The 1,018-nt window shown below is 37.4% G+C and carries 1 protein-coding gene and 1 pseudogene; both read left to right on the top strand.

Going from position 1 to position 1,018, the window contains the following annotated elements; translation table 11 throughout:
• Positions 1 to 206, top strand: a pseudogene (locus tag EKL98_RS17405) (protein-tyrosine-phosphatase); the annotation flags it as partial.
• Between the two features lie 2 nt (positions 207 to 208).
• A partial coding sequence (gene arsB, locus EKL98_RS17400) for an ACR3 family arsenite efflux transporter (RefSeq protein ID WP_126563271.1) occupies positions 209 to 1,018 on the top strand: 810 nt, incomplete at its 3' end.

Here is a 1,018-nt window from a genome sequence, read left to right as displayed (position 1 = left end):
CACAAAGTGAATTTGCAGCGATTTTGACTTGTTCCTCCGCTGATCAAGGTTGTCCGTTTATTGCTGGTGCCGAATTGCGAATTCCAATTACTTTTGAAGACCCAAAAGCCTTTGACAATACGCCACAACAAGCCGAAAAATATGAAGAAAGAAGTGTGCAAATTGCTACCGAAATGTTCTATGTATTCTCTCAAATTAAATCATAAATATGTCAGCAAATAATTGTGCACCTGTGGTAGAAAGAAAGAAACTAGGTTTTCTTGACCGATTTTTGACGCTTTGGATTTTCTTGGCAATGGTAATAGGAGTTTTGATTGGGTATTTCATTCCTTCGAGTGGTAATTTCATCAATTCTTTTTCGAGTGGGACTACCAATATTCCGTTGGCAATCGGCTTGATACTAATGATGTATCCGCCATTGGCAAAAGTAAAATACGAACAAATGGGAGAAGTATTTAAAAACACCAAAGTTCTCGGAGCTTCCTTATTTTTGAACTGGATAGTCGGACCAATCCTGATGTTTGCATTAGCCTTATTTTTCTTAAATGGCTATCCCGAATATATGATTGGTGTTATCCTTATTGGATTGGCGCGTTGTATTGCAATGGTTGTGGTTTGGAATGATTTAGCCGATGGAAACCGCGAATATGCGGCAGGTTTGATTGCATTGAATAGTATTTTCCAGGTATTACTTTATAGCGTTTATGCTTATGTTTTCATCACTATACTTCCACCCTATTTTGGTTATACGGGTTTTGAGGTGAACATTAGTATTGGACAAATTGCCGAAAGCGTGGGAATCTATCTCGGAATTCCTTTTGCACTCGGAATCATAAGCCGTTATGCTTTAATTGCGCTCAAAGGTTCGGAATGGTTTGAAACTAAATATGTGCCTTTTATTTCTCCAATAACATTGATATCGTTATTGTTTACGATAGTTTTAATGTTCAGTTTGAAAGGGGAATTAATAGTCCAAATTCCGTTTGATGTTTTGCGAATTGCGCTTCCTTTGGTGATT

This window comes from Flavobacterium bomense (assembly GCF_003970355.1).
This window is presented reverse-complemented; position numbering and strand designations above follow the sequence as displayed.